Raw genomic sequence first — 25,108 nt, 5'->3', positions numbered from 1 at the left:
CTTGCGCATACAGGGGGCGTTTTCGTGAGTGAATGGTTTCATGCCGAGGGCAATCGCCAGCTCGGCCCGGTGTCGCGTGAGGAAATCCAGGCGCTGTATACCGCTGGCCGGATCAGCCTGCAGACGCTGGTCTGGCGCGACGGCATGGCCAACTGGCAGCCGCTGCGCAGTGTCGCCGGTGAATTCGACCTCGTCGACCGACTGGTACCGCCGCCCCTGACCGACACGGCCGCGCCCGTGCCACCGCTGCCCCCGGCGGCGCCGGTCGCCGCGCCGCCGGCGCCGATGCCGGCCCCCGTTGCCGTGCCCAGGAAAGGGCTGTCCGGCTGCGCCATCGTCGCCATCATCGGCGGCGCGCTGCTGCTGGTGCTGGTGCCGATCGGCGCGATCCTGGCGGCCATCGCCCTGCCCGCTTACGACGATTACGTGGTCCGCGGCAAAGTGGCCGAGGCGGCCATCGCCGTGCAGATGCTCAAGCCCCAGGTGGAAACCTTCGCCGCCGCCGAGGGCCGCTGCCCGACCAGCGCCGATCCCGGTTTCCCCGAACGCGACGGCCTGCGGGCGCAGGGGGTCTCCAGCCTCCAGCTGGGCCGCTTCGACAGCGGCAACTGTGGCATCGAAGCGACGCTGGAGGTCGGCAAGCCGGCCGTGGATGGCGACCTGCTGTGGCTCGAATACGACGCTGATGCGGCACACTGGGCATGCAGCGGCGAAAGTGCCGACAAATACCTGCCTGCGGGCTGCAAGGGCTGATCCCTGCGCATCACCGCATGCAATGACGTTTTCCAAGGACGACCCACAGGGGATGATGATGAAAGAGTGGTATTACGCAGAAGGCCAGCAGCGACAGGGGCCCGTGGCTGAAGAGGAACTCCGGCACCTGTTCCAGCGCGGCCAGCTGACCCTGGATACGCTGGTCTGGAGCGAAGGGATGGCGCAGTGGGCCGAACTGCGCACCAAGGTCGAGGAACTGCAGCTGCAGACGCTGGCCACGGCCGCGACGGCGTCCGAGACCGGTGGTGGCATTGATCTGCGCGGTGATTACGCGGCCATCGACAACGCCACCGCGCCCCTGCCGGGCGCCGGCCCCCTGAGCAGCTCGCCCTACACCGCACCGGCGTCTTCGGTGGGCTATGCGGCAGGCCCGCTGCAGGGCGGCGCGGTGGTCTACGCCGGCTTCTGGAAGCGCGTGGCGGCCTACCTGATCGACTACGTCATCCTCCTGGCGGTGTCGATGATCGTCAGCGTCATCACGGCCGTCGGCGCACTGGCGGGCGGCTCGTCGTCGTCGGCGGAGATCGCCGGGCAGATCATCGGCGGCCTGATCGGCTTCGTCATCGGCCTGGCCTATTACGGTTGGTTCCATGCCAGCACCGGCGGTGCGACGCCGGGCAAGATGGCCATCGGCATCAAGGTGGTGCGCAGCTCCGGCGAACGCATCAGCCTGGCGCGCTCCATCGGCCGCTACTTCGCCACCATCCTGAGCGGCCTGATCCTGGCGATCGGCTACATCATGGCGGCCTTCACCGAGCGCAAGCAGGCCTTGCATGACATGCTGTGCGACACGGTGGTGGTCGACAAGTGGGCCTTCACCGACCAGCCGCACCTGCAGCGCCAGGAGCTGGGCACGGTGACCGTGGTCGTGCTGGTGATCGGCGGGATCGGCTTCTTCGGCCTGATGGCAGTGCTGGTGGCTGCACTCGGCATGATCGCCAGGATGGCGGGCTGAACCTGACCGCCACGTGTCGTGACCGCTTGACAGGGCGGTCACGGCGTGATTCCTCTAATAAAGAGAAAAGCTGAACGCCCGGCCCACCCCCGGGCGTTCGACTTATTCAAATCGTTACGGCTGCTTCACTAATGCGGCCATTTGCTCCACCCTAACGGCCCCTTCCCGGCCGTGCGCACAGAACCGGACCCCCATGCCCAAGCACCTGCTCATCGTCGAATCGCCCGCCAAGGCCAAGACGATCAACAAATACCTCGGCAAGGACTACACCGTCCTGGCCTCGTATGGGCACGTGCGTGACCTGATTCCGAAAGAAGGCGCGGTCGACCCGGACAACAACTTCGCGATGCGTTACGACGTCATCGACAAGAACGAAAAGCACGTCGACGCGATCGCCAAGGCCGCCAAAGGCGCCGACGACATCTTCCTGGCGACCGACCCGGATCGCGAGGGCGAGGCGATCAGCTGGCACATCGCCGAGATCCTGCGCGAGCGCGGGCTGGTCAAGGACAAGCCGATGCAGCGCGTGGTCTTCACCGAGATCACCCCGCGCGCCATCAAGGAAGCGATGAACCAGCCGCGCGCGATCGCCGCCGACCTGGTCGATGCCCAGCAGGCCCGCCGTGCGCTGGATTACCTGGTGGGCTTCAACCTGTCTCCGGTGCTCTGGCGCAAGGTGCAGCGTGGCCTGTCCGCGGGCCGCGTGCAGAGTCCGGCGCTGCGCATGATCGTTGAACGCGAAGAAGAAATCGAAGCCTTCATCGCACGTGAGTACTGGTCCATCGGCGCGGCCTGCGCGCATCCTTCGCAGCCGTTCAATGCCAAGCTGGTCAAGCTCGACGGGCAGAAATTCGAACAGTTCACCGTCACCGACGGTGACACCGCCGAAGCGGCGCGCCTGCGCATCCAGCAGGCCGCGCAGGGGTCGCTGCACGTCACCGACGTGGTCAGCAAGGAGCGCAAGCGCCGCCCCGCCGCGCCGTTCACCACCTCCACGCTGCAGCAGGAGGCTTCGCGCAAGCTGGGCTTCACCACGCGCAAGACGATGCAGGTGGCGCAGAAACTCTATGAAGGCGTGGCCATCGGCGAGGAAGGCACCGTCGGCCTGATCTCGTACATGCGTACCGACTCGGTGAACCTTTCGCAGGACGCGCTGGCGGAGATCCGCGATGTGATCGCGCGCGACTTCGGCATCGAATCGCTGCCTGACCAGCCCAACACCTACACCACCAAATCCAAGAACGCGCAGGAAGCGCATGAGGCCGTGCGCCCCACCTCTGCGCTGCGCACCCCGGCCCAGGTGGCCCGTTTCCTGACCGATGACGAGCGCCGGCTGTACGAGCTGATCTGGAAGCGTTCGGTCGCCTCGCAGATGATTCCGGCCACGCTCAACACCGTCAGCGTGGATCTGTCGGCAGGCAGCGAGCACGTCTTCCGCGCCAGCGGCACCACCGTGGTCGTGCCCGGATTCCTGGCCGTGTACGAGGAAGGCAAGGACACCAAGGGCGCCGACGACGATGACGAAGGCCGCAAGCTGCCGGTGATGAAGCCCGGCGACCGCGTGCCGCTCGAGCGCATCGTGGCCGACCAGCACTTCACCCAGCCGCCGCCGCGCTTCACTGAAGCGGCGCTGGTGAAGGCATTGGAAGAATATGGCATCGGCCGTCCCTCGACCTATGCCTCGATCATCCAGACCCTGCAGTTCCGCAAGTATGTGGAGATGGAAGGCCGCAGCTTCCGCCCGTCCGATGTCGGCCGTGCGGTGTCCAAGTTCCTTTCCAGCCACTTCACCCAGTACGTGGACTACGACTTCACCGCCAAGCTCGAGGATGAGCTCGATGCGGTGTCGCGCGGCGAGGAGGACTGGATCCCGCTGATGGCCCGTTTCTGGGGCCCGTTCCGGGACCTGGTGGAAGAGAAGAAGGAATCGGTGGACCGTGCCGAGGCCAGTGGCGCGCGCGAGCTCGGCACTGACCCCAAGACCGGCAAGCCGGTGAGCGTACGCCTGGGACGCTTCGGACCGTATGCGGCCATCGGCAGTACCGCCGAAGATGCCGAGGAAAAGCCGAAGTTCGCCTCGCTGCGCCCCGGCCAGTCGATGCACACCATCAGCCTGGAAGATGCGCTGGAACTGTTCCTGATGCCGCGCGCCCTGGGCCAGGACAAGGACGAGGATGTCAGCGTGGGCATCGGCCGCTTCGGTCCGTTCGCCAAGCGCGGCAGCACCTATGCCTCGCTCAAGAAGGAAGACGACCCGTACACCATCGATCTGGCCCGTGCCGTGTTCCTGATCGAGGAAAAGGAAGAGATCGCGCGCAACCGGATCATCAAGGAATTCGAAGGCAGCGAGATCCAGGTGCTCAATGGCCGGTTCGGCCCGTACCTGAGCGATGGCAAGTTCAACGGCAAGATTCCCAAGGACCGTGAGCCCGCCTCGCTGACGCTGGCCGAGGTGCAGCAGCTCATGGAAGAGACCGGCAAGCCGGTGCGCAAGGGCTTCGGTGCGAAGAAGGCGGCCAAGAAGACGGCCGCCAAGAAGGAAGCGGCGCCGAAGAAGGCCGTGGCCAAGAAGATCCCGACCAAGAAAGCTGCGAAGAAAGCGGTCAAGAAGGTGGCAAAGAAGGCTGTGAAGAAGGCCGTCAAGAAGGCGGTGAAGAAGGCCGCTCCCGCCACCGGCTGAGCTGCCCAGCTTGCCGGCCTGCGGGCCGGCACGGGCACCGCTACCGCGTGCGCCAGCATGGCGCGATAATGCGCGCCACCGGCCGGTTGCACCGGCTCTGCTGCGGGTTGCCGCGATGAAAGAACTGACACTCGACGCCGCCGTCCTCGCCCTGCGCGCGGGCGGTCTGATCGCCTATCCGACCGAGGCCGTCTGGGGGCTGGGCTGTGACCCCCGCCAGGGCCGCGCCGTGCAGACACTGCTGCGGCTCAAACAGCGTCCGGAGGCCAAGGGCATGATCCTGGTGGCTGCCGAGCTGGAGCAGCTGCACGGCTGGGCACGCCTGGACACGTTGCCCGATGCGCGCCAGCGCGAGGTCCTGGCCAGCTGGCCGGGCGCCAACACCTGGATCCTGCCGGCAGGGCCGCTGGCACCGTCCTGGGTGACCGGTGAGCACAGCGGCCTGGCCGTGCGCATCAGCGCGCACCCGGTGGTGGCCGCGCTGTGCCGTGCCTGGGGCGGACCGCTGGTGTCCACCAGCGCCAACCTCGCCGGCGAACCCCCTGCGCGAACCCGCCAGGCGCTGGATCCGCGCCTGTTGCCGGAACTGTCGGGATGGCTGGCGGGCGAGACCGGCGGCCTGGCACAGCCGACGCCGATCCGCGACGCGCTCAGCGGGAACGTGCTGCGGTTCTAGTCAGGGGCACCGGCCCGGCTCCGCGCCTCGCGGACTGGCGCGGACCCCGGCCGATGCCGCACGATGGCGGCATGGACCTGCCTCCCTTGCTTCTGGCCACGCTGGTCGCCCTTGCCGGGCCCGTGGCCGCGGCCCCGCCCGCGGCGGGCAATGTGCGCATCTACCGCTGCGTGAGCAGCAGCGGCGCCGTGGCGCTGCAGGACGCGCCGTGCACCGCCGGTCGCCAGGAACAGCGCGACATGCAGCGCCCACAGGATCCGCCCGCGCGCACGGCCAGCAGCAGCGAGCGTGCATCGCCGGCGGCGCCCACCTCCCAGGCACCGCGCGACATCCGCCATGTCTACGTCCAGCCCCCCCGCCCGATGTACGAGTGCATCCCCGAGGACGGCGAGGCTTACATCAGCGACAGCAACGAAGGGAACCCGCGCTGGGTGCCCCTGTGGACCACGGCCTGGGTTCCCGGGCACAGCGGTGGCGGCGGTTGGCAGGCAGCGCCGCATGGCCGTCCCGGCGGCGCGCACGGTCGACCACCGCAGGTGGGTATCGGGGTCGGGGTCAGCGTGCCGGCCGGCAACATCCTGGTCCGCGATGCCTGCCATGCCCTGCCCCAGCAGGAGGTCTGCGCGCGCCTGCGCGACCAGCGCTGGACGCTGGACCGGCGCTACAACAGTGCCTTGCAGGGCGAACGCGACGCGATCCTGCGCGAGCAGCGGGGCATTGACGCACGCCTTGGCCAGGACTGCGCCGGTGGCTGAGGCGTGGCAGGTCGATACAATCGCCCCATGACCCCGTGCATGCGCCCGCTGCTGCTGACCTGCCTGCTGCTTGGCGCCGCACGGCCGGCGAGCGCCGAGGAGGCCATCGTGTTCCGCTGCACCGACGAACAGGGCACGGTGACCGTGCGTGACCGCCCGTGCCCCTCCGGCCACGCGCAGATCATCCAGCGCCGCGGTGCGTCGGCCAACGCGACCACCACCACGGCGCTGGGCGAAGCGCCTGCCGCCGCGGTGCTGGACAGCCGGGCCCCGCCCACCGCCCCAGCGATGGACGTGGAGGGCGGCGCGGAGGGTCTGCTGGACAGCGATGTCCTGCGTGCACAGGAGGCCGCCCGCTTGGCCGACGGTCCGCCCCGCCCGCCGCTCCCGGAGATCTATCGCTGCGTTTCACGCGAGGGCAGCCAGTACCTGCACGAACGCGAGCCGGCACCCCCGCGCTGTGCGGACATGTCGATCAGTGGACTCGGCGGCAGTGTCGCCCCGGACAACGCGGCCAGCTGTGAAGTGGTCCGCGATGCGTGCGAAGCCCTGACCCTCGAGCAGCGCTGCGGCGCCTGGCAGCAGCGGCTGCGCGATGCACGGGGACGCGAGCGCTTCGCGCTGCCGGAGAACCAGATCGAGGCCGCCAATGAGCGCCTGCGGATCGAGGCCGTGCTGGGCGCCAGCAACTGCCCGGTGCCGTGACCGGCTGCGTGGCGGGCAGCGTCAGAACCCGTAGCGCAGGAAGCCGCCGTCCACGGCGATGCATTCACCGGTGACATAGCTGGCCGCCGGCAGGCACAGGAAGCCCACCGCCGCGGCCACTTCCTCGGGCTCGCCGATTCGGCCCATCGGGGTCCGCTCGATCACCTGCTCGTAGTAATCCGGGTCCGACAGCGGCCCGGAGGTCCGCCGCGTGCGGATGTACCAGGGCGCCACGGCATTGACCCGGATCCCGTCCTCGGCCCATTCCACGGCCAGGTTGCGGGTCAGCTGGTGCATCGCCGCCTTGGTCATGCCGTACACCGCGCCGCTGCGGACGTGGGTGAGCCCGGAGACACTGCCCACATTGACGATCGCCGAGGAGGCGTGCCGGGTCAGCAACGGATGCGCATAGCGCGAGAGCTCGAACGCGGAGAACAGATTGGTCTCGAAGATGCCACGCCACTCGTCCTCGGTGTACTCGATGGCCGGCCGGGTGATGTTGCCGCCGGCATTGTTGATCAGCAGGTGCAGCCCATCGGCGTGGTCTTCAACCCAGTCCAGGATCTGCCGGCGATCATCATCATCGGAAACATCCGCGGCCAGCGCGTGGATGGCGCGCCCGGGATGTTCATCGGCCAGCTCGTCGCGGGCGCTTTCCAGGGCATCGATGTCACGGCCGACGATCATCAGGTCCGCACCGAAGCCAAGCAGCTCCCGTGCGATGGCCAGACCGATGCCGGCACTGGCGCCGGTGATGAGGGCGGTCTGTCCATCCAGCCGCCAACGCTGCGCAGTCACGTGTGTCTTCTCCTGCGGGGCAATGCCCGTTTCAACCAGCGCAGAGCATAGCGCCGGACACAGGAAACGGAGGCAGAAAAAAGGGCGAAGGCCATGCACGGCCCCCGCCCTGTTTGTTCAATCCGGCATCAGAAGCCGCAGAAGCAGTACGCCAGCGACTTCACCGGGGCACCCTTGCCCTGCTCGCGCGCGGCGTTCTCGACAAAGCGCAGCTGCGTGTCGACCTCCGGCATCGCGCGTGCCAGGAGCGTGCGCGCCAGGCCCGATTCGGACAGCATCCAGGCACCGGCACGGCTGCCGGCGAAGCCGCCGAGGAACTGGGCGAACGGCGTGGCCGGCTTGTCGATGTAGCGCACGCGGAATTTGTCGGCGCCACCGAGTTTGGCGCGCGCGGCGGCATCGGCCACGGCGTCGGCCTGGCCACCGAAGGCATCGACCAGGCCGCGTTCCTTCGCCTGCGCACCGGACCACACGCGTCCGCGCGCCACGTCGTCCACCGCCTCGACCGTCTTGTTGCGGGCCTCGGCGACGCGACCGGTGAAATCGGCGTAGCCCTTGTTGATGACCGACTGGATCACCTGGCCGACCGCCGGGTCCAGCGGCTTGGTCATGTCGAACGCACCGGCGAACCGCGTCGTGCCGACGCCGTCGGTGTGCACGCCGATCTTGTCCAGCGCGCGCGTCACGTTCGGCACCATGCCGAAGATGCCGATCGAGCCGGTGATCGTCGAGGGGTCCGCATAGATGCGATCGGCATTCATGCTGATCCAGTAACCGCCGGAGGCGGCCAGGTCACCCATGGACACCACCACCGGCTTGCCGGCGGCCTGCAGGGCCACCACTTCGCGACGGATCTGTTCGGAGGCGAACACCTCGCCACCCGGTGAGTTCACGCGCAGCACGACCGCCTTGACGTCGCTGTCCTCGCGCGCTTCGCGCAGCAGGGCCGAGGTCGACTCGCCGCCGATCCGGCCGGCCGGCAGGTCGCCGCCGCTGATCTCGCCCGAAGCCACCACCACCGCCACCTGCGGACGCGCATCCACCGGGCTGCGGCGGGTGTCGACCACGCTCTGGTAGGCGTCCAGATTGATGCTGCGGAAGCCGTTGTCGGCATCGCTGTCGGCGACACCGCGTTCGGCCATCAGGTCTTCGAACTCTTCGCGGGTCTTCAGCGCCGTGACCAGTTTCTGCTGCAGCGCGAAGCGCGCCAGGTCGCCGCCGGCGGCCGCCACGCCTTCGGGCAGCGTGTCGATGCCGGCCGCCAGCTGCGCCGCATCCAGGCCACGGGCCTTGGCCACGTCGTCGAGGTAGCGCTGCCACACGTCGGTCATCCAGTACAGATCGGCTTCCTTGGCGTCGGCCGAAGCCGCGTCCAGCACGTAGGGTTCGGCAGCGGACTTGTACTCGCCCACCTTGAACAGGTGCACGTCCACGCCGAGCTTGTCCTGCAGGCCCGCGCGGAAGTACTGGCGGTAGCGGCCGAGGCCTTCCAGCAGCACCGCGCCCATCGGATCCAGGTAGATCTCGTCGGCCTGCGCGGCGAGCAGGTACTGCGCCTGGCCCATGCCATCGCTGTAGGCCACGATCTGCTTGCCGGAGGCACGCAGCGCCTGCAGCGAGGCGGCCACTTCACGCAGCGAGGCGAAGCCCGACGGCTGCAGCTTGTCCAGCTCCAGCACCACGCGCTCGATCTTCTTGTCCTCGCGCGCCGCGTCGATGACCCGGATCAGGTCACGCAGCTGGATTTCCTCGGCGTTGTTGTCGCCCATCGCCTTGGCGAAGGCGCGGCTGACCGGATCGGCGGTGAACTGCTCCACCAGGCGGCCTTCCGGCGCGATCACCAGCGTGGTGCGGTCCTGCAGCGACGTGCCGGACTTCGCACCCATGCCCGCCGCCACGACCAGCCCGATCAGGATCAGCAACAGCAGGCCGAAGAACAGCAGGTTGAGGATCAGCCTGCGGGTGAAGTTCATCACGTCCCACAGCCCGATGAAGAAGCTGGCGACAGGATTGCGGCGCGCCGGGGGCAGCGGTGGCACGGTGTGGGTCATGAAAAGCTCCGGTGGGCGGCTTGCCGTGGGGTGCAGGGAGAGGACGCCGGGAAACCCGTCGCCAGTGACGTCAGCATAGCGGTTGCCATGCCGCGCGGCATCGGACACAAGTCAGGGGGCCCTGCGATGCATCCCTCACAGCGGCGCGCCGGCGCCCCGGGGATGCGGATCGACCAGGCCCTGGCCGACACGCTGGCTGCTGCGCCGCAGCCGCCAGCCCATCATCACGGCGGCGGCGGTGAGGCCGACGATCAGGCCGATCCACATGCCCTGCGGCCCCATGCCCAGCCCGAGGCCGAGCCCGGCGCCCAGCGGCATGCCCAGACCCCAGTACGCGAACATGGCGATGAACATGGGCACGCGGGTGTCCTTCAGGCCCCGCAGAGCGCCGGCCGAGAGCACCTGGATGCCGTCCGGGAACTGGAACGTGGCCGCGTAGAGCAGCAGCGTGGACGCCAGTCCGGCCACGGCAAGATCCTCGGTGTACACCCCGACGATCGCATCGTGGCCCAGCAGCAGGATCAGAGCCGAAAGCGTCTGCGTGCCCATGATGATGGCGTAGCCGGCCCACGTGGCACGTCGCACGCCGACCCCGTCGGCGCGGCCCACCGCATGCCCGACACGCACGGTGGTGGCCTCGGCCACGCCCATCGGAATCATGAAGCACAGCTGTGCGACGTTGATCGCGATCTGGTGCGCGGCGGCCTCGTTGGCCCCCAGGCGCCCGATCAGCAGCGCCGTGACGATGAACAGGCCGCCCTCCATCAGCACGGTGATGCCGATCGGCAGACCGGTACGCAGCAGATCACCGATGGCGCGCCAGCGCGGCCCTTCGAAGTGGCTGAACAGCTGCAGGTGAGCAAAGCGCCTGGTACGCCACAGATACGCCGCAAAGCACAGCACCTGCAGCCACATCATCACCGCCGAGGCGATGCCCAGGCCTTCGGCGCCCAGCTCCGGGAATCCGAGCTTGCCGTTGGCCAGGACATACCCCATGGGTGCCAGCACGACCAGTCCGCCAAAGCCGATCAGCATCGTCGGCAGCGTCCAGTGCATGCCCTCGCTGAGATAACGCATGCAGAAGTACAGCGTCATCGCCGGCCCGCCCCAGCGCACCGCGTGCAGGAACGCGGTGGCGCCCGGCACGATGTCCGGCGCGATGCCGAAGGCGGGCAGCAGCGGCGGCACCACGGTGAGGAACAGGAACATGATCAGGCCCAGGCCGAGCGCCAGCCACAGCGCCTGGCGGAACAGCGGGCCGATCTCGCGTTCGCGGCCGCCGCCATGCAGCTGCGAGACCGAGGCGGTAAGCGAGATCAGCGTGCCGATCGGGATCAGCATCGGCAGCCACAGCAGCGCCGTGCCGATGGTCACCGCGGCCAGCGTATGGGTGCCATGGTGGCCGGCGATGACGTTGTCGACGAAGGAAATCAGGCCGGTGGAAACATGGCCGAGCACCAGCGGAAGCGCGAGGATGCCGGTGGCCCGCAGTTCCTTGCGGAAACGCGGGCTGGAAGACGCATTGGACATGATGAGGCGAAACGGCAACAACGGCTGCGCGCGAAGGGCACAGACACCGGGCTGCGGGGCGCCATCTTAACTGCGTGCGGGCGCAAAGCCCATGCAGGGACGCTCGCGCCACGCCGTGCCGCAGTGGCCTGCGGCACGTGCCATCACGCGCGTGCAGCCCTCAACGGCCGACCTGCTGCGTCAGCCAGGCATCACGCTGCGGGGCGGGTATGGCCAGGAACGTCGCGCGCACGCTGTCGCGCTGCTGGGGCGGGGTGCGCTGTGCGACAAGGGCCAATTGCGCCACCTGGGCCGGAGTGAGCTGCTGCAGCACTGCCAGCGTCGCCGCGCGCTGGTCTTCGGGCACGAACCCGAACATCCCCTGCAGGCGGCCGAAGTACTCACCCAGCAGCGGCCCCAGGCGCCAGCCGTCGCGGAACGACTGGTCCTGTGCAGTGAAACGTTCGCGCAGGGCCTGCTGCTGCGAAGGCGGCAGCGCGGCGAAGCGTGCAGCGGCCTCGCGCACGCGGCGCTGCGCATCCGGGCCCATCGCACGCCAGGCCGTGTACTGGGCGCGGCGCTGGCGCTTCTGCTCCGGACTCAGCTGGTCCCAGCGCTGCGCAGGCACCGCCATGCCCTCACCGGTGTCGGGCAGGCCGGGGCCGGGCAGTGCCAGCGCGGTACGGTCGGGGGCAGCCGTTGCAGCAAGGGGCAGCAGGGCGCAGAAAGCGAGGGAATAAAGAAGGGCGTGTCGCATCGTGCGTGAAGCATACACCGCGCAGGTCAGGGGGCTTTCCGCGCGCGTCCGGCGCGTGCCGACGCGGCGATCATTCGTCCGCCGCCGAGGTTTCCAGCGCCGCCGCCATGGGCTCGGGCCGGCTCGGGCGGGGTTCGGATTCGTCCACCGGCAGCGGACCGCCGGCGGCATACCATGCGTGCAGATCCGCATCGGCCAGCTGCGCATGGTCGGGATCAGCCAGCAGCGCGGCATCGTCGGCGGCCATCGCGTCGGTGCCCGCGGCGGCCACGGTGGGCGCCGGCGTATCAAGCACCTCGGTTCGTACCGGACCGGCCTCGCCCACCGCGCCGGCCGGCACGTCGGCGGGCGCATCGCTGCCACGCCCCTGCCAGTAGCGCCACCCCAGGCCGACCAGCAGCAGCACGAGCACGGTGCCCAGCAGGATGACCGGACCGCGCCAGCGCCGCTGCTGCGAAGGACGCCGGCGCGGACGCGACGGCGCCGATGCAGGCCGCTCCTCCGCCGGCGCCCGCCAGCTCCTGGCGGCCTCTTCGCGGCGCCCGGCGGCGACCGGCTGCTGCAGCTCCTTCAGCCGCTGCGCGGGCAGCTCACGGATCCGCTGCTGGACCTGTTCGGCCAGTGCGCGCCAGGCGGCGGCATCGGGCGCGCCGTCGGCGGTGCGTGGGCACGCCTCGGCCAGCGCCTGCTGATAGTCCTCGACATCGGTGCCCAGCACGCGCGCGGCGGTGTCCTCGTCCAGTCCCCCGCCGACGCGCAGCAGGAAGGCCAGGCGGATCGCCGGGGCCAGCGAGCCCAGATGCGCCAGTGGCCCGGGCCATTGGCCGGTGGGCGTCTCGCGCAAGGCCTGGCGCGCCGCCAGCAGGGTCCAGAAGCGGGCCGGCCACTGCGCCATGGTGAGGTCTGTCGCTACGGCGGCGAACGCCCGCATGACAGCGACCAGTGCCTGCTCGGCGCGCGCGGCGTCGCCTGTCTGCAATTCGGCGACCACCAGCGCACGGCGCTCGACGCCGCGCAGGAAGGCAGTCAAGGCACCAGCGGCGGTGGGTGAAACGGGTTCGGTCGGTGCCGTCATCAGGTGCTCCAGAAAATCACGCGGAATGATACCGGCTGGCTATCGGCATGGCGGGGCCCTTGCGCATTCCTGCGGTTCGTGGTGCACGTTGTGCACAGCGGCATGTCCGGGGCAGCCACGGCGAGCCTGCGCGGGGCCTTCACCGCGTTTCTACGGGGTTTAACATTCAAGCCTTTGAATCCGCTGGATTTTTTATTGTGGCGATTTTTTGACCATACCGGGCCCGGTCGTTTCGCAATCGACACTTGGCGGCTTCAACCTCCGCTAACACACAGAGTTATCCACACAAGATGTGGATAACCCCGAATCTCCAAGCGGGCTGCATATTTAGCGCAGGTTCAACTGGCGGGCACGCCTGTTCAGCCAGCCGGGCGGGGCGGGCTGGGAGGAAGGGCGGCCCGTTACACTGGGCCCATGCTGCCCTCCACCCTGCGCGTCGCCCTGCCCCTGCCCCTGCCCCAGGTGTTCGATTACCTGCCGCCAGACGGCGTCCCGCCGGGCGAGATCGTGGGCTGCCGGGTGCGGGTGCCGTTTGGCCCCCGGGAGTTGATCGGCATGGTGGTGGGGACCGGCGAGGCCCTCGAAGGGGTGAGCCTGCGCCAGGCGCTGGCCTGGCTCGATCCGGTGCCGCTGCTGCAGGGTGAACTCTGGCAAAGCCTGCAATGGCTGGCGCGGTACACGCACGCCGCGTTCGGCGACGTGGTGGCCACCTCGCTGCCGGGTCCGCTGCGCCACGGCGAACCGCTGCCGGATACGCATCAGTGGGGCTGGCAGCTCACCCCGGCCGGCCACGCGGGCCGGGAGGGACTGCGTGCCGGCAGCCGTCCGCGGCAGCTGGCCGAACTGCTGGCCGGGACGATCGTGGATGAAGAAGTCATCAGCGCGCGCATGCCGGACTGGCGGGCTGCCGCGCGCAGCCTGGCCAAGCGCGGGCTGGCCGAGCGCATGGCGCTGAGCGTGGCACCGCGCCTGCCGCACCCGGTCCCCGGCCCTGTGCTCAACGAGGAACAGGCCGCGGCCGTGGCGGCGATCACCGGCGCCGCGGGCTTTGCGCCGTTCCTGCTTGATGGCGTGACCGGCAGCGGCAAGACCGAGGTCTACCTGCAGGCCATCCTGCACTGCCTGCAGCAGGGGCGTCAGGCCCTGGTGCTGGTGCCGGAGATCGGGCTGACGCCGCAGACCCTGGCGCGCTTCCGCGGGCGCCTCGGGCTGCCGGTGCACGCGCTGCACTCCGGCCTGAGCGACAACGAACGCGCGCGGGTATGGGCGGCCGCCGCGCGCGGCAAGGCGCGGGTCATCGTCGGCACCCGCTCGGCCATCTTCACCCCGCTGCCCGAAGCCGGCCTGCTGATCGTCGACGAAGAGCATGACAACAGCTACAAGCAGCAGGATGGCATCCGTTACCACGCGCGCGATTTCGCCCTGGTGCGGGGCAAGGCACTGGGGGTGCCGGTGGTGCTGGGCAGCGCGACGCCGTCGCTGGAATCGCTGCACAACATGCACGCCGGGCGCTTTGCCCACCTGCGCCTGAAACAGCGCGCCGGCGAGGCACGGCCGCCGCGGGTGCGCATCCTGGACGTGCGCAAGCGGCCGCTGCGCGATGGGCTGTCTCCAGAGGTGCTGGAAGGCATCGCCGAGCACCTGCGCAACGGCCAGCAGGTGCTGGTGTTCAAGAACCGCCGCGGCTACGCGCCGGTCCTGCTGTGCCATGACTGTGGCTGGACAGCGCCGTGCCAGCGCTGCGATGCCCCGATGACCGTGCACGGCGCGGGTCGGCGACTGCAGTGCCATCACTGCGGCGCCCGGCAACCGGCACCGCTGGCCTGCCCGGCCTGTGGCAGCCTGGCGCTGCAGCCGCAGGGCATCGGCACCGAGCGCCTGGAAGAGCACCTGGTGCAGGCCTTCCCGGATGTGCCGGTGCTGCGCATCGACCGTGGCACCACCGCCCGCCGCGATGCGCTCGAGCAGACCCTGGCCTCGCTCGGTGAGCAGCCGGGGATCCTGGTCGGGACACAGATCCTGGCCAAGGGCCACGACCTGCCCAAGCTGACGCTGGTGGTGGTGGTGGGCATCGATGAAGGGCTGTTCTCGGCCGACTTCCGTGCCTCGGAGAAACTGGCGCAGCTGCTGATCCAGGTGGCCGGACGTGCCGGACGTGCGCGCGATCCCGGCGAGGTCTGGCTGCAGACCCACCACCCCGGGCACCCGTTGCTGGAGACACTGGTCAACGGCGGCTACCACCCGTTCGCGGCGGCAGAACTCACCCAGCGCCAGGCCGCCGGCTTCCCGCCGTTCGCCCACCTGGCGCTGCTGCGCGCCGAAGCGCAGCAGGTGGAGCATGCCAACGCGTTCCTGCTCGCCGCGCGCGCGCTGCTGGGCGAGCAGCCGCATCTGGACGCTTTCGGCCCGATGCCTGCGCCGATGCCACGGCGCGCCGGTTACCAGCGCACGCAGCTGCTGCTCTCCAGCGCGCAGCGGCCTGCGCTGCACGCGGTGCTGGACCACGTGGTGCCGCTGCTGCACGCGCTGCCGGAGGCGCGACGCGTGCGCTGGTCGCTGGATGTGGATCCGATGGATCTTTACTGAAGGACAGCGCGCGGCACCCGCGCGCGGCGCCTCAGCTCATGCCGGTCATCACGCCGCGCCGGTACGCGGGGCGCTGCTGCAACCGTGCATACCAGTCAGCAAGGTGCGGCAGGTCCGGCCGCTGGATCGGCATTTCAAACCACGCGTACACCAGCGAGCCCAGTGGAACATCACCCATCGCGAAGGTGTCACCCGACAGCCACGGTTGCCGCGCCAGCGTGGCATCGGCCATGGCCAGCAGATCCCCGGCCTTCACCAGCGCGGCGTTGATGCGGGCCTCGTCGCGGTCGGCGGGCGCGGTGCGCATCACGCCCCAGATCAGCTCGCTGTACAGCGGCGCCATGCGCGAGGTGGACCAGTCCATCCACTTCTCCGCCTGTGCGCGCTGCATCGCATCTTCCGGATACAGCGTGCCCAGCGCGTACCGGGCCGACAGGTACCGCACGATGGTGTTGGATTCCCACAACGGGAGCCCGTCGATCTCCACCACCGGCACCAGGCCATTGGGGTTCAACGCCTGGTAGTGCGCGGTGCCGGTGCCACCAAAGCGTCCGCCGACCTCGAACGATTCATACGGCACGCCCACCTCTTCGGCGCACCACAGCACCTTGCGCACGTTGCTGGAATTGCGGCGGCCCCAGATCTTCAGCATCGTTGTTTTCCTGCAGCAGCATGCGCCTGTGCCGGCGCGGTGGCGTTACGATACGCCGATCGGATTGCCGTGGTGCCTTGTGCACGCTGCCATGGTGATCAGCGCCCGGTTTTCTTCGGCAGTGCGCGCACGTAGGACGACTTTCCGTCCTTCTTCAACTCGAACAGTCCGATGGCGGCAAGCAGATCGCTGAGCTTGCCGTATCCGTAATTGCGCGAGTCGAACGAGGCCTGGTTGCCGATCTGGCTGCCCACCGGACCCAGGTGCGACCAGCCGTCTTCGCCTTCGGCTGACGCCACCGCGCGGCGCAGCAGGTTGACCAGCCGGGTATCCCCGCGCATCTCCGCGCCACTGCGGCGTGGCCGCGCTTCGGTGCCGCTCTCCGGGCCTGCGTCCTCGCCGGGCACGGCCTCGGCCAGCGGCGCATGCGGTTGCCCGAGTGCCTCCACGTAGGTGAATTTCGAACACGCGTTGACGAAAGGTTCGGGCGTTTTCTTCTCGCCGAAGCCGTAGACCTTCACGCCCTCGGTCAGCAGACGCATCACCAGGGGAGTGAAGTCCGCATCGCTGGACACGATGGCGAAACCATCGAGGTTGCGCGCATACAGCAGGTCCATCGCATCGATGACCATCGCCATGTCCGAGGCATTCTTGCCGCGGCTGTAGTCGAACTGCTGGATCGGGCGGATCGCGTACTCGTGCAGCACGGCTTCCCAGCTTTTCAGGTTCGGACTCTTCCAGTTGCCATACGCGCGGCGCACGTTCGCCACGCCGTGGCGTGCGACTTCGGCGAGCACTTCTTCGATCTTCGACGCGGGCGCATTGTCGGCATCGATCAGCAACGCGATGCGCTTTTCCGGCTCGGACATACCTGCTCCAGGCTGACGGGGAATCAGGGACAGTATGTTCCACCGGGGCGTGGCCGGGGATGGCATGCGATCATCCCCCTGCCCCCTTTTTCCATTGGAGCCACGCGACATGTCCCGCGAGCGCACCCCCCACCTGGTCATCGTCGGCGGCGGTTTCGCCGGCCTCTGGGCGACCCGCGCCCTGGCCAGCGAGCGCATCCGCATCACCCTGATCGATCGCCGCAACCACCATCTGTTCCAGCCGCTGCTCTACCAGGTCGCCACTGCGGGCCTGTCCGCACCGGACATCGCCGCGCCCCTGCGGCATATCCTGGGCCACCAGCACAATGTGGAAGTCCGGCTGGGCGAAGTCACCCGCATCGAAAAGCAGGCGCGCAGCGTGCACCTCGCCGATGGCAGCGTGCTGGCCTATGACAGCCTGTTGCTGGCCAGTGGCGCGACCCATGCGTATTTCGGCAACGACCAGTGGGCCAAGGATGCGCCGGGCCTGAAGACCCTCGATGATGCGATCGCGCTGCGGCGCAAGCTGCTGCTCGCGTTCGAATACGCCGAGGCCGAGCCGGATCCTGCGAAGAAGGCGGCGTGGCTGAGTTTCGCGGTGGTCGGCGGCGGTCCCACCGGCGTGGAACTGGCCGGCACGCTGGCCGAAATCGCGCGGCATACGCTGCGCAACGAGTTCCGCCATATCGATCCGGCCAGCGCCAAGGTGCGCCTGGTCGAAGCCGGGCCACGCGTGCTCTCCTCGTTCCCCGAAGTGCTCTCGCTGAAGGCACGGCGCCAACTGGAGAAACTCGGCGTGGACGTGCTGACCGGCACGCCGGTCAGCCACATCGACAACCAGGGCTTCCAGCTCGGCGAGACCTTCATCGCCGCGCGCACCGTGGTCTGGGCAGCGGGCGTGGCGGCCTCGCCGCTGGGGGCCACGCTGGAGGTACCGCTGGACCGCGCCGGCCGCGTGCAGGTCCTGCCCGACCTCACGCTGCCGGGGCATCCGGAGGTGTTCGTTGCCGGCGACCTGGCGGCCCTGAGCCAGGCGGACGGTCGGCCGGTGCCGGGCGTGGCACCGGCAGCCAAGCAGATGGGCCGGCACGTGGCCGAGACCGTGCGCGCGCGCCTGCACGGCAAGGCGGCACCGGGCGCCTTCGTCTACGCCGACTACGGCAACCTGGCCACCATCGGGCGCATGGCCGCGATCGTCCACCTTGGCCGGCTGCAGCTCTCCGGCGTGCTCGCGTGGTGGTTCTGGCTGGCCGCGCACGTGATGTTCCTGATCGGTTTCCGCAACCGCATGGTGGTGCTGCTCAACTGGGCGGTGGCGTACTGGAGCTACCAGCGCAGCGCGCGGATCATCTTCGGCAACGCACGCCCGCCCAGGGATCCACCCGCCGAGCGCTGAGTACGGGCGCTGCCCTGTCGGTGTGGCGGCCGGCCTAGAGGCCGAACCATGCCAGCTTCTTCGCACGCGGCTGCTGTTTCAGTTCCCACTCGGCGCGCGAGGCGTCCGAACGGCCGGCATACTGCCGCACCGCGAGGATCCGCAGCGGCGGCCGGGCGCGCGTGTAGCGCGCCCCCCTGCCCGCCTGGTGGGCGGCGAACCGGGCGTCCACGTCGGTGCTGATACCCGCGTAGTAACTGCCGTCGCGGCATTCGAGCAGGTACAGGAACCAGGGCGTGGGCGCGGTGGACATGGCCGTGATTATCGCTCACCCGCCGCAGCGGCTACACTGGCGCCCGGATGCAGGAGAGAGGTGCCACACAGGCACCCGCCGAAGGCGCAGGCTCCCATGATCGCTCAGGCCGGTGGAGTTGGACTCCATCAACCATGCATCCCACTCGCCGAGCTGGAGAGAGGTCCACCCGGACCCGCCGAAGGGGCACGCGGAACACGCTTCCGCTGAACTCTCAGGCAAAAGGACAGCGGGAGCGGCACCGGTCACGCCATCGCCTCGCTGCCCCCGCAGCGAAGCGGCAGCGCGCGGCCGGCCATCGCCTGTCCGGAGCCTGCCCCCATGCTGTTGTCCATCATCTATCTGATCGCTATTTCCGCCGAAGCCATGACCGGCGCGCTCTCGGCCGGCCGCCGCCGCATGGACCTGTTCGGCGTGGTGATGATCGCCTGCGTGACCGCCCTGGGCGGCGGCTCGCTGCGCGACATCATCCTCGGCCATTATCCGCTGGCGTGGGTGCAGCACCCCGAGTACCTCGGCTTCACGGTATGCGCGGCGCTGGTGGCCACCTGGCTGGCACGCTGGATGCACCACTTCCGCCGCACCTTCCTGGTGCTCGATGGACTGGGCCTGATCGCCTTCACCCTGATCGGCTGCTCGATCGCGCGCGAGGCGGGGCATGCCACCGCGATCGTGCTGATCGCCGGCATGTTGACCGGTGCCTTCGGCGGCGTGCTGCGCGACATCCTGTGCAACGAAGTCCCGCTGATCTTCCAGAAGGAGCTCTACGCGATCATCGCCCTGCTGACCGGCGCGGCCTACCTGCTGCTGCTGCACTGGGGCGTGGCCGACAGCACGGCGATCCTGTGCTGCCTTGGTGGCGGCTTCGCGCTGCGCCTGCTGGCGATCCACTTCCGCTGGGAGATGCCGAAGTTCGTGTACCACGACGAGGTGCACTGAGCACCCCGTCCGGTGGGCGCCGCGCTGCGTACGACCGGCAGCGCAGCGCCTGCGGGCTCACGCCGCTTCGGCGGCCGGTTCGGGCACCGTGACCGTGCCGGAGGCGATCGCGCGCCGGGCGCGCACGGCGGCGGCGAGATCTTCCAGCACGCGCTCGGTCGTGGTCCAGTCGATGCAGCCATCGGTGATGCTCTGGCCGTGCACCAGGGGCTGGCCAGGCAGCAGGTCCTGGCGGCCGCCGACCAGGTTGCTCTCGATCATCACCCCCACGATGCGCTGCTCGCCGCGCGCCATCTGCTCGGCGATATCATCGACCACCCGCGGCTGGTTGTCCGGGTTCTTCAGGCTGTTGGCATGGCTGGCATCGATCATCAGGCGCGTGGGCAGGCCGGCCTTGGCCAGCACCTGGCAGGCGTCACCGAGGCTGGCCGCGTCGAAGTTGGGGACCTTCCCGCCACGCAGGATCACATGGCAGTCCGGATTGCCGGCGGTGGCCACGATGGCGGTGTCGCCCTGCTTGGTGACTGACAGGAAATGATGCGGGTTGGACGCCGCGCCGACGGCATCGGCGGCGATCTTGATGTTGCCATCGGTGCCGTTCTTGAACCCGACCGGACAGGACAGGCCCGACGCCAGTTCGCGGTGCACCTGGCTCTCGGTGGTGCGCGCCCCGATCGCGCCCCAGGCCACCAGATCGGCGATGTACTGCGGCGAGATCACATCGAGGAACTCGACCCCGGCCGGCAGGCCGAGCTTGTTGATGTCCCGCAGCAGGCCGCGGGCGATGCGCAGCCCCTTGTTGATGTTGAAGCTGCCGTCCAGGTCCGGGTCGTTGATCAGCCCTTTCCAGCCCACCGTGGTGCGCGGCTTCTCGAAGTACACGCGCATGACGATCTCCAGCTCGCCGGCCAGGGCATCGCGCAGCGGCTTGAGCTTGTGTGCGTACTCGATGGCCGCGGCCGGATCATGGATGGAACAGGGGCCCACCACGACCGCAAGGCGGTCGTCGTGGCCGTGCAGGATGGCGTGCAGCGCATCGCGCGAGGCGGTAACGGTGGCTGAGGCCTCGTCATCGCACGGCAGCAGGGCCAGCAGTTCGGCAGGCGAGGTGAGCGGTTCGATCTTGCGGATGCGCAGGTCGTCGGTGAAGGGGGGCATGGCGGGGGATCTCCAGAGGTGGGGGTCCCAGCGCGGCGGCATCAAAAAAGCCGCCAGGTGCGCTGGCGGCTTTCGGGAATGCGTCTGAAAACGTTCTTCAGGGTGAATGCAGTCCTTCCTCCGCCTGGGGCTTCGGAAAGTAATACCAGACGTAAAAGCTGGCGCGGGCTGCGTTCATGGGATGCAGTGATAACACAGCACCCGCGGCGCTGCCAACTGTTGCATCGGCAACTGCGCGCCCGACCGCGACCACCCTGCACGCGTCCAACGAAAAACCCCGCCGTTTCCGGCGGGGTCTTCCGATCATGCAGCAACGGCAGGATGCGTTGGACTTAGAAGTCCATGCCGCCCATGCCACCCATGCCGCCCATGCCACCGGCGCCGCCCATGGCGGGCTCTTCCTTCTTCGGCGCCTCGGCCACCATCGCTTCGGTGGTGATCATCAGGCCAGCGATCGAAGCGGCGTTCTGCAGCGCCGAACGCGTCACCTTGGTCGGATCCAGGATGCCGAACTCGACCATGTCGCCGAACTCGCCGTTGCCGGCGTTGTAGCCGAAGTTGCCGGTCCCTTCCTTCACCTTGTTCAGGATCACCGACGGCTCTTCACCGGCGTTGGCGACGATTTCGCGCAGCGGGGCTTCCATGGCGCGCAGGGCGATCTGGATGCCGTGGGTCTGGTCTTCGTTGGCGCCCTTCAGCTCGCCAACAGCCACCAGCGCACGCACCAGGGCAACGCCGCCGCCCGGGACCACGCCTTCTTCGACGGCTGCGCGGGTAGCGTGCAGGGCGTCTTCAACGCGGGCCTTCTTTTCCTTCATCTCGATTTCGGTCGACGCGCCGACCTTGATCACCGCAACGCCGCCGGCCAGCTTGGCCACGCGCTCCTGCAGCTTCTCGCGGTCGTAGTCGGAGGAGGTGTCCTCGATCTGGGTCTTGATCTGGGCAACGCGTGCCTGGATTGCCGCAGCATCACCGGCACCGTCGATGATGATGGTGTTTTCCTTGGAGACCTGCACCTTCTTGGCGCGGCCCAGGTCGTTGATCGTCGCCTTCTCCAGCGACAGACCCACTTCCTCGGAGATCACGGTGCCGCCGGTCAGCACGGCCATGTCTTCCAGCATCGCCTTGCGACGGTCGCCGAAGCCCGGCGCCTTGACGGCCACGACCTTGACGATGCCACGGATGGTGTTGACCACCAGGGTCGCCAGCGCTTCGCCTTCGACTTCTTCCGCGACGATCAGCAGCGGCTTGCCGGCCTTGGCCACGCCTTCCAGCACGGGCAGCAGGTCGCGCACGTTGGAGATCTTCTTGTCGTGCAGCAGGATGAACGGGTCATCCAGGTCGGCGGTCTGCGCCTGCTGGTTGTTGACGAAGTACGGGGACAGGTAGCCGCGGTCGAACTGCATGCCTTCCACGACGTCCAGTTCGTTGTCCAGGCCCGAGCCTTCCTCAACGGTGATCACGCCTTCCTTGCCGACCTTCTTCATCGCTTCGGCGATGATGTTGCCGATCGACTCGTCGGAGTTGGCCGAGATCGTACCGACCTGGGCGATGGCCTTGTCGTCGGCGGTGGGCTTGGAGATGTTCTTCAGCTCGGCGACGGCGGCCTTGACGGCCTGGTCGATACCGCGCTTGAGGTCCATCGGGTTCATGCCGGCTGCGACAGCCTTGGCGCCTTCGCGGATCAGGGCCTGGGCCAGCACGGTGGCGGTGGTGGTGCCGTCACCGGCGTCATCATTGGTGCGGGAAGCGACTTCCTTCACCATCTGCGCGCCCATGTTCTCGAACTTGTCGGACAGTTCGATTTCCTTGGCGACGGACACGCCGTCCTTGGTGATGGTCGGGGCACCGAAGCTCTTCTCGAGCACGACGTTGCGGCCCTTCGGACCCAGGGTGGACTTCACGGCGTTGGCGAGCACGTTGACGCCGCGCACCATGCGGGCGCGGGCATCTTCACCGAAACGAATATCTTTGGCAGCCATTGCGATTACCTCATTGGTTGCGCCGGACGCGGTCCGGCGGCTTGTGTTTTAACGGGATCTACGATGAAACAGGTCGCGCGGACGCAGCTCAGCCGATGACGGCGAGCACGTCGTCTTCGCGCAGGACCTTGTATTCCACGCCGCCTTCCTTGTAGCTGCTGCCGGCGTACTGGCCATAGATGACCTTGTCACCGACCTTCAGCGAGGGCGCGCGCACGCTGCCGTTGTCCAGCGCCTTGCCCGGGCCGACGGCCACGACTTCGCCCTTGGTGGACTTTTCCTTGGCGGAATCCGGAATCAGGATGCCGCCGGCGGAGACTTCCTCGGCTTCGATCGGCTTGACGACTACGCGGTCATGCAGCGGCTTCAAGTTGCTCATGTGAGACCTCTCAAGTTGTTGATTGTGCTGAAAAAGTCCGGCGATTTTAGCAGTCGAACCAGGCGACTGCCAGAATCGCGCGTGAAAAAACCCGACGGATCGGGACAGACCAAGAGATGGAGCCCTGGGCGGAGGTTTCAAGGGCTGCCGAGCAAAAATTTTCCGGCGGGTCGCAGGGAGGCGCCCCCCCCCCCTGCACACCACACGGGGTCTGTGGCGGAGCGGTGCCCGTGGAATGGCTGATTCCGCCAATCTGTAACGCAAACGCCTTACAGTCGCGGCGGGGGGACCATCCAACAAGGGAGTTGTTCGATGCGAGTGCTGTCACCGCTTGCCGTTGCGTGCCTGTTGGCACTGACGGCCACGTCGGCGCGGGCCGATGTATTCATCAACGAGTTGCATTACGACGACAGCACGCCGGCCGGCGATGTCGGCGAAGCGATCGAGGTCGTGGCGACCGCCGGCGAAGACCTCTCCGGCTACCGGCTCCATCTCTACAACGGCAGCACGCCTTCAGCGGCCACGGTCTATGCCAACACGGCCGTGCCTGCCGGAACCGCGGCCGGTTGCGGCAGTGCCAGCATCGCCGTGGTCAGCTACCCCAGCAACGGCCTGCAGAACGGCCCCAACGATGGCGTCGCGCTGGTCGATGCGGCCGGCCGGGTCGTGCAGTTCCTGAGTTACGAAGGCACGCTCACCGCGGCGGGCGGACCGGCGGCGGGCATGACCAGCCAGAACATTCCGGTCGCCGAAAGCAACAGCACCGCTCCCGGCACCTCCCTGCAGCTGACCGGCAGCGGCAGCCAGTACGCGCATTTCACCTGGGCACCGTCGGCTGCGCAGACCTTCGGTGGCTGCAACGCGGGCCAGTCCTTCATCGGCAGCCCGGGGACCGGCGGCCCCAACACGCCGCCGTCGGTCAGCACCACGGTGCCGGCGCAGGGCAGCAGCACCTTCCCTGCGGCGGGTGATCTGGAGGTGGTGTTCAGCGAGAACGTCACCCTGGCCAGCGGCGCCTTCGCCCTCACCTGTGGCCGTTCCGGCAGTGTGTCGTTGAGCCACCCCGGCAGCGGGCGCACGGTGAAGGTTTCCACCAGCACCGCCCTGGTGGCCGGTGAGGCCTGCCGCTTCGATATCCGCGCCAGCCGCATCAGCGACGACCAGGGCGCACGCCCGGCCGCCGATTCGCGCATCGCGTTCACGGTCGCCAGCACCACGACCCCCGATCCGGGCAATCCCGGCAATCCCGGCGCCTATTACCGGCGCGTCAACACCTCCAGCCCCGGCCAGCTGCGCTGTTCGCTGCATGAAACCATCAAGGGCCACACGGTGTATCCGTACAGCGGCTCGGGCACGAACACGTGGACGATCCTGGAGATCGCCGACGAGGATCCGAACAACCCCAACCGCATCCTGGATGCGTACCGCAACCGCAGCTATGCGAAGGTGACCGACCGCGCCGGCACCGGCGGGGGCCTGACGTACAACCGCGAACACACCTGGCCGAACTCGCTGGGCTTCCCCAGCACCTCCGGTGACAAGGGACTGCCGTACGCGCCCTACACCGACACCCACATGCTCTATCTCACCGATGCGCAGTGGAATGCCGATCGCGGAAACAAGCCCTTCGCCCGATGCGACGGCAACTGCGGCGAGCGCGCCACCGAAGCGAACAACGGCCAGGGGGGCGGTAGCGGCGGCTACCCGGGCAACAGCAACTGGGTGCGCACACCGGACGGCAGCCAGGGCACTTTCGAGGTGTGGGGCAAGCGCAAGGGCGACATCGCGCGCGCGGTGATGTACATGGCCATCCGCTATGAAGGCGGGCAGGATGCCGCAACCGGCCAATCCGAGCCCGATCTGGAGCTTACCGATGACCGCAGCCGGATCGTGCGCACCACCAGCTCACCGGCCTACATGGGGCTGCTGTCCACGCTGATGGACTGGCACCTGGCCGATCCGCCGACGGACGCCGAACGTGCCCGCAACGAGGTGATCTACAGCTTCCAGGGCAACCGCAATCCGTTCATCGACCACCCGGAATGGGCCTCGCCCGCACTGTTCACTTCGTCGCGTCCGGCCAGCTGCCAGTTGGCCAACTGACCCACTTTTGAGACGTG

Annotated in this window: 21 protein-coding genes and 2 riboswitches; of the genes, 10 read left to right on the top strand and 11 right to left on the bottom strand. The window is 68.5% G+C overall.

Annotated features, from left to right (window positions below):
• Positions 1-24: 24 nt before the first annotated feature.
• From FHY09_RS09585 to FHY09_RS09560, 6 genes are all read left to right on the top strand, one after another.
• Positions 25-753, top strand: a complete 729-nt coding sequence (locus FHY09_RS09585) for a GYF domain-containing protein (protein WP_166926528.1) — start codon at positions 25-27, stop codon at positions 751-753.
• Positions 754-811: 58 nt separating this feature from the next.
• A complete protein-coding gene (locus tag FHY09_RS09580) occupies positions 812-1,729 on the top strand; it encodes an RDD family protein (RefSeq protein ID WP_166926611.1) in 918 nt (305 codons plus the stop codon).
• 193 nt (positions 1,730-1,922) lie between these two features.
• Positions 1,923-4,409, top strand: a complete 2,487-nt coding sequence (locus FHY09_RS09575; protein WP_166926526.1) for a DNA topoisomerase I — start codon at positions 1,923-1,925, stop codon at positions 4,407-4,409.
• Positions 4,410-4,524: 115 nt separating this feature from the next.
• Positions 4,525-5,085, top strand: a complete 561-nt coding sequence (locus FHY09_RS09570) for a Sua5/YciO/YrdC/YwlC family protein (RefSeq protein WP_166926524.1) — start codon at positions 4,525-4,527, stop codon at positions 5,083-5,085.
• Positions 5,086-5,156: 71 nt separating this feature from the next.
• Positions 5,157-5,840 carry a DUF4124 domain-containing protein gene (locus tag FHY09_RS09565; protein WP_456362757.1) on the top strand — a complete coding sequence of 228 codons (684 nt, stop codon included), beginning with the start codon at positions 5,157-5,159 and terminating at the stop codon, positions 5,838-5,840.
• A gap of 39 nt (positions 5,841-5,879) precedes the next feature.
• Positions 5,880-6,545 carry a hypothetical protein gene (locus FHY09_RS09560; RefSeq protein ID WP_166926522.1) on the top strand — a complete coding sequence of 222 codons (666 nt, stop codon included), beginning with the start codon at positions 5,880-5,882 and terminating at the stop codon, positions 6,543-6,545.
• Positions 6,546-6,566: 21 nt separating this feature from the next.
• Here FHY09_RS09560 and FHY09_RS09555 read toward each other — a convergent pair whose 3' ends face one another.
• The 5 genes from FHY09_RS09555 to FHY09_RS09535 all read right to left on the bottom strand — a co-directional run bounded on the left by FHY09_RS09555 (position 6,567) and on the right by FHY09_RS09535 (position 12,735).
• On the bottom strand, positions 6,567-7,343 hold the full coding sequence (locus tag FHY09_RS09555) for an SDR family oxidoreductase (protein WP_166926520.1): 777 nt from the start codon (positions 7,341-7,343) through the stop codon (positions 6,567-6,569).
• Positions 7,344-7,471: 128 nt separating this feature from the next.
• Positions 7,472-9,394 (bottom strand): signal peptide peptidase SppA, encoded by a 1,923-nt coding sequence (sppA, locus tag FHY09_RS09550; protein ID WP_166926518.1) that lies wholly within the window; start codon positions 9,392-9,394, stop codon positions 7,472-7,474.
• 135 nt (positions 9,395-9,529) lie between these two features.
• A complete protein-coding gene (locus tag FHY09_RS09545) occupies positions 9,530-10,924 on the bottom strand; it encodes an MATE family efflux transporter (RefSeq protein WP_166926516.1) in 1,395 nt (464 codons plus the stop codon).
• A 160-nt stretch (positions 10,925-11,084) separates the two neighbouring features.
• Positions 11,085-11,660 carry a DUF3106 domain-containing protein gene (locus FHY09_RS09540; protein ID WP_166926514.1) on the bottom strand — a complete coding sequence of 192 codons (576 nt, stop codon included), beginning with the start codon at positions 11,658-11,660 and terminating at the stop codon, positions 11,085-11,087.
• 70 nt (positions 11,661-11,730) lie between these two features.
• Positions 11,731-12,735 carry a hypothetical protein gene (locus FHY09_RS09535; protein ID WP_166926511.1) on the bottom strand — a complete coding sequence of 335 codons (1,005 nt, stop codon included), beginning with the start codon at positions 12,733-12,735 and terminating at the stop codon, positions 11,731-11,733.
• 414 nt (positions 12,736-13,149) lie between these two features.
• Between FHY09_RS09535 and FHY09_RS09530 the strand changes: the two genes are divergently transcribed.
• Positions 13,150-15,321 carry a primosomal protein N' gene (locus tag FHY09_RS09530; RefSeq protein ID WP_166926509.1) on the top strand — a complete coding sequence of 724 codons (2,172 nt, stop codon included), beginning with the start codon at positions 13,150-13,152 and terminating at the stop codon, positions 15,319-15,321.
• A 31-nt stretch (positions 15,322-15,352) separates the two neighbouring features.
• Here the strand turns inward: FHY09_RS09530 and FHY09_RS09525 are convergent, their stop codons facing one another.
• The gene (locus FHY09_RS09525) at positions 15,353-15,973 is read right to left on the bottom strand and encodes a glutathione S-transferase (protein ID WP_166926507.1); all 621 of its coding nucleotides are present in this window, start codon (positions 15,971-15,973) and stop codon (positions 15,353-15,355) included.
• 98 nt (positions 15,974-16,071) lie between these two features.
• Positions 16,072-16,842, bottom strand: a complete 771-nt coding sequence (locus FHY09_RS09520) for an NYN domain-containing protein (protein WP_166926505.1) — start codon at positions 16,840-16,842, stop codon at positions 16,072-16,074.
• Positions 16,843-16,951: 109 nt separating this feature from the next.
• On the opposite strand from FHY09_RS09520, the gene FHY09_RS09515 reads away from it, so the two are divergent.
• Entirely contained in the window at positions 16,952-18,238 is a 1,287-nt protein-coding gene (locus tag FHY09_RS09515; protein ID WP_166926503.1) for an NAD(P)/FAD-dependent oxidoreductase, read from the top strand.
• A gap of 34 nt (positions 18,239-18,272) precedes the next feature.
• Here the strand turns inward: FHY09_RS09515 and FHY09_RS09510 are convergent, their stop codons facing one another.
• A complete protein-coding gene (locus tag FHY09_RS09510; RefSeq protein ID WP_166926501.1) occupies positions 18,273-18,530 on the bottom strand; it encodes a GIY-YIG nuclease family protein in 258 nt (85 codons plus the stop codon).
• Between the two features lie 40 nt (positions 18,531-18,570).
• A riboswitch (glycine riboswitch) is annotated at positions 18,571-18,666 on the top strand.
• A gap of 7 nt (positions 18,667-18,673) precedes the next feature.
• Positions 18,674-18,770: riboswitch (glycine riboswitch) on the top strand.
• Between the two features lie 81 nt (positions 18,771-18,851).
• Between FHY09_RS09510 and FHY09_RS09505 the strand changes: the two genes are divergently transcribed.
• Entirely contained in the window at positions 18,852-19,469 is a 618-nt protein-coding gene (locus tag FHY09_RS09505; RefSeq protein ID WP_166926499.1) for a trimeric intracellular cation channel family protein, read from the top strand.
• Positions 19,470-19,526: 57 nt separating this feature from the next.
• On the opposite strand, the gene FHY09_RS09500 is transcribed toward FHY09_RS09505, so the two are convergent.
• The 3 genes from FHY09_RS09500 to FHY09_RS09490 form a co-directional block, all read right to left on the bottom strand.
• Complete coding sequence (locus FHY09_RS09500; RefSeq protein ID WP_166926497.1) at positions 19,527-20,627, bottom strand: 3-deoxy-7-phosphoheptulonate synthase; 1,101 nt, start codon at positions 20,625-20,627, stop codon at positions 19,527-19,529.
• A 332-nt stretch (positions 20,628-20,959) separates the two neighbouring features.
• The gene (gene groL, locus FHY09_RS09495) at positions 20,960-22,609 is read right to left on the bottom strand and encodes a chaperonin GroEL (protein ID WP_166926495.1); all 1,650 of its coding nucleotides are present in this window, start codon (positions 22,607-22,609) and stop codon (positions 20,960-20,962) included.
• An 88-nt stretch (positions 22,610-22,697) separates the two neighbouring features.
• On the bottom strand, positions 22,698-22,988 hold the full coding sequence (locus FHY09_RS09490; protein WP_166926493.1) for a co-chaperone GroES: 291 nt from the start codon (positions 22,986-22,988) through the stop codon (positions 22,698-22,700).
• Positions 22,989-23,300: 312 nt separating this feature from the next.
• Between FHY09_RS09490 and FHY09_RS09485 the strand changes: the two genes are divergently transcribed.
• Positions 23,301-25,091 carry an endonuclease gene (locus FHY09_RS09485; protein ID WP_166926491.1) on the top strand — a complete coding sequence of 597 codons (1,791 nt, stop codon included), beginning with the start codon at positions 23,301-23,303 and terminating at the stop codon, positions 25,089-25,091.
• Positions 25,092-25,108 lie beyond the last annotated feature (17 nt).

The sequence above is a fragment of the Xanthomonas sp. 60 genome, from assembly GCF_011761925.1.
This window is presented reverse-complemented; position numbering and strand designations above follow the sequence as displayed.

What these genes read in the sequence shown, in the direction of transcription:
- FHY09_RS09575 (WP_166926526.1), top strand. Translation starts at nt 1,923, where the DNA reads ATGCCCAAGCACCTGCTCATCGTCGAATCGCCCGCCAAGGCCAAGACG.
- groL (WP_166926495.1), bottom strand. Translation starts at nt 22,609, where the DNA reads ATGGCTGCCAAAGATATTCGTTTCGGTGAAGATGCCCGCGCCCGCATG.
- FHY09_RS09560 (WP_166926522.1), top strand. Translation starts at nt 5,880, where the DNA reads ATGCGCCCGCTGCTGCTGACCTGCCTGCTGCTTGGCGCCGCACGGCCG.
- FHY09_RS09505 (WP_166926499.1), top strand. Translation starts at nt 18,852, where the DNA reads ATGCTGTTGTCCATCATCTATCTGATCGCTATTTCCGCCGAAGCCATG.
- FHY09_RS09530 (WP_166926509.1), top strand. Translation starts at nt 13,150, where the DNA reads ATGCTGCCCTCCACCCTGCGCGTCGCCCTGCCCCTGCCCCTGCCCCAG.
- FHY09_RS09570 (WP_166926524.1), top strand. Translation starts at nt 4,525, where the DNA reads ATGAAAGAACTGACACTCGACGCCGCCGTCCTCGCCCTGCGCGCGGGC.
- FHY09_RS09485 (WP_166926491.1), top strand. Translation starts at nt 23,301, where the DNA reads ATGCGAGTGCTGTCACCGCTTGCCGTTGCGTGCCTGTTGGCACTGACG.
- sppA (WP_166926518.1), bottom strand. Translation starts at nt 9,394, where the DNA reads ATGACCCACACCGTGCCACCGCTGCCCCCGGCGCGCCGCAATCCTGTC.
- FHY09_RS09500 (WP_166926497.1), bottom strand. Translation starts at nt 20,627, where the DNA reads ATGCCCCCCTTCACCGACGACCTGCGCATCCGCAAGATCGAACCGCTC.
- FHY09_RS09520 (WP_166926505.1), bottom strand. Translation starts at nt 16,842, where the DNA reads ATGTCCGAGCCGGAAAAGCGCATCGCGTTGCTGATCGATGCCGACAAT.
- FHY09_RS09525 (WP_166926507.1), bottom strand. Translation starts at nt 15,973, where the DNA reads ATGCTGAAGATCTGGGGCCGCCGCAATTCCAGCAACGTGCGCAAGGTG.
- FHY09_RS09490 (WP_166926493.1), bottom strand. Translation starts at nt 22,988, where the DNA reads ATGAGCAACTTGAAGCCGCTGCATGACCGCGTAGTCGTCAAGCCGATC.
- FHY09_RS09545 (WP_166926516.1), bottom strand. Translation starts at nt 10,924, where the DNA reads ATGTCCAATGCGTCTTCCAGCCCGCGTTTCCGCAAGGAACTGCGGGCC.
- FHY09_RS09540 (WP_166926514.1), bottom strand. Translation starts at nt 11,660, where the DNA reads ATGCGACACGCCCTTCTTTATTCCCTCGCTTTCTGCGCCCTGCTGCCC.
- FHY09_RS09510 (WP_166926501.1), bottom strand. Translation starts at nt 18,530, where the DNA reads ATGTCCACCGCGCCCACGCCCTGGTTCCTGTACCTGCTCGAATGCCGC.
- FHY09_RS09535 (WP_166926511.1), bottom strand. Translation starts at nt 12,735, where the DNA reads ATGACGGCACCGACCGAACCCGTTTCACCCACCGCCGCTGGTGCCTTG.
- FHY09_RS09565 (WP_456362757.1), top strand. Translation starts at nt 5,157, where the DNA reads ATGGACCTGCCTCCCTTGCTTCTGGCCACGCTGGTCGCCCTTGCCGGG.
- FHY09_RS09580 (WP_166926611.1), top strand. Translation starts at nt 812, where the DNA reads ATGAAAGAGTGGTATTACGCAGAAGGCCAGCAGCGACAGGGGCCCGTG.
- FHY09_RS09515 (WP_166926503.1), top strand. Translation starts at nt 16,952, where the DNA reads ATGTCCCGCGAGCGCACCCCCCACCTGGTCATCGTCGGCGGCGGTTTC.